Below are 2,263 nucleotides of genomic sequence, written 5' to 3'. Positions count from 1 at the left end.
GACGTCGAGTATGCCGCGATCCTCGACCGTGGTGGCGCCCCGCCGGTCAAAACGTGCGACTTCGGCCGGAACGTTCTGATAGGGCATGATCGAGGCGCCCTCGAAGGTGCCGTCAGTGTCCTCGTTCCACAACAGCACCGCATCGACGCCCATGGCCGCCGCGCAATCGGCCATCGCCGGCCACAGGCTGGTGTGGATGTAGAGGTAAGGCAGGCCCTCGTCGTCGCAATGCAGGTCGAGCACGATGTCATGGCCGAGCGAGAGTTGCAGCAGTCGCGACTTCAGCCGCTGGTCGGGTGTGGCAAGAGTCGTATCGGGCAAAAGCGCGGTGTCAGGCGCGGCAAGCAGCGGGAAGCCGCGGTTGAAATTGGTGCGCGTGCCAAGATGGAAGCGGCCCTGATGCTCGCCGAAATGGTACTGCGCGCGGCCGATCGGGTTGGCCCAGGGCACGATGGTGATGGCGCCCCTGATGCGGCCCTCGGCTTCGGCCCTGGCGAGCATCGGCATCAGCGCGTCGATGGCGACCACGCCCGGCAGTTCGCCGGCATGGAGTGCCGCCTGCAGATAGGCCGAAGGCGCCGCCTTGTCCGTCCCCTCGAAGCGGAGGACCGGGATTTCGTAGGAAACACCCTCGCTGTCGCCGGCGATGCGTTCGATCGATCTGTGCATGGAGGCCTCCGGGAAAGAGGCGAACCCATGCACTTTTGCGATTGCGCTGTCGATTGGTCCAGGCCGAGGCGCTATGGGCGCAAACCACGCCGATGGCGACACTAGGCCAGCGGCTTCAGCTCCTGGGCTATGGTCGGCAGAAGCTCGGAGACGTTGGGGTGGATGTGCATGGCACGCGCCAGCGTCGATATCGGCGCCTTGGAATACATCAGGTCGAGCACCGAGTGGATCACCTCGTCGCCGCCCGGACCAAGCACCGAGCAGCCGAGGATCTCGCCGGTGTCGGCGTCGGCCAGGATCTTCATGAAGCCCTGCGTCTCGCCTTTTTCCACGGCGCGGCCGACGCGGGTCATCGGCCGCTGGCCGACCAGCGCGCGGCGGCCGGATTTCCTCACCGCGGCCTCGGTCATGCCGCAGCGGCCGAGCGGCGGATCGATGTAGAGCGCATAGGCCTCGATGCGGTCGCTGACCTTGCGCGGATCGTTGTCGAGCAGGTTGGCGGCGACGATCTCGAAGTCGTTGTAGGAGGTGTGGGTGAAGGCGCCCTTGCCGTTGCAGTCGCCCATCGCCCAGATGCCGGGCACGGTGGTCCGCAACTGGTCGTCGACGACGACGTAGCCGCGCCTGTCGACCTCGACGCCGGCCTTGTCGAGGCCGAGATCGTCGGTGTTGGGGTTGCGGCCGAGCGCCAGCAGCACATGCGAACCGACGGCGGGCGGCTTGCCGGCGGCGAAGGTGACGGCGACATCGCTGCCCTGCTTGGCAAAACTGATGTCTTCGGCGCCGAGATGCACCGTGATGCCTTCGTTCTGGAGGATCGACAGGATGGCAGCCGAGACGTCCTCGTCCTCGCGGCCGGTCAGCCGCGGGCTCTTTTCGATCACCGTCACCTCGGAGCCGAAGCGGCGGAACATCTGCGCGAATTCGAGCGAGATGTAGCTGCCGCCGACGACGACGAGATGGCGGGGCAGCACGTCGAGATCCATCATCGAGGAATTGGTGAGGTAAGGCACCTCCTCGACGCCGGGCAGGTCGGGAACGGCGGCGCGGCCGCCGGTGTTGAGGAAGATCTTCGGCGCGGTCAGCAGCTCGTCGCCGACGCGCACGGTGTTGGCGGACTCGAAACGCGCATGGCCGCGGTAGAGCGTGCATTTCTCCATGCCCGCGATCCAGGTTTCCAGCCCCGTGCGGGAAGCGCCCGACACCTTGTCCTTGCGCGCCTTGATCGCTTTGTAGTTGACGCCCACCGGGCCGGATAAGGTCACGCCATAGTCGGCGGCGCGGCGGGCGAGATGGGCGGCGTAGGCGCTCGCCACCATCGTCTTGGTCGGGATGCAGCCGGTGTTGACGCAGGTGCCGCCGACGAGCTTGCGCTCGACCAGCGCCACGCTCATGCCGGCCGCGTTCAGCCGGCCGGCGAGCGGCGTGCCGGCCTGGCCGGCGCCGATGATGATGGCGTCGAAGGTTTTTGCCGTCATGCCACGGCCGCCACGATCAGCAGGCCGCCGATGATCGCGACGGCGTCCTCGATGAAGGCGGCGGGCGGGTCCTTGCCCAAAGCAGCCGCCCACCGGCCGCGGGAACCGGCCGCGCC

2 protein-coding genes and 1 pseudogene are annotated in these 2,263 nt (G+C 67.4%); all 3 read right to left on the bottom strand.

Translation table 11 applies throughout. The features are described from left to right. The coding region (locus EN780_RS32455) for a succinylglutamate desuccinylase/aspartoacylase family protein (protein ID WP_145971021.1) at window positions 1-669 on the bottom strand (669 nt) is incomplete at its 3' end. Window positions 670-770: 101 nt separating this feature from the next. Further along, window positions 771-2,147: an FAD-containing oxidoreductase gene (locus EN780_RS32450; RefSeq protein ID WP_128276311.1), complete on the bottom strand. Its 1,377-nt coding sequence runs from the start codon at window positions 2,145-2,147 to the stop codon at window positions 771-773. Further along, window positions 2,144-2,263: pseudogene (locus tag EN780_RS40975) on the bottom strand (DUF4126 domain-containing protein); the annotation flags it as partial. The gene EN780_RS32450 and the pseudogene EN780_RS40975, both read right to left, overlap by 4 nt.

The sequence above is a fragment of the Mesorhizobium sp. M4B.F.Ca.ET.089.01.1.1 genome, assembly GCF_004022605.1.
GTDB classification, from domain to species: domain Bacteria; phylum Pseudomonadota; class Alphaproteobacteria; order Rhizobiales; family Rhizobiaceae; genus Mesorhizobium; species Mesorhizobium abyssinicae.
This window is presented reverse-complemented; position numbering and strand designations above follow the sequence as displayed.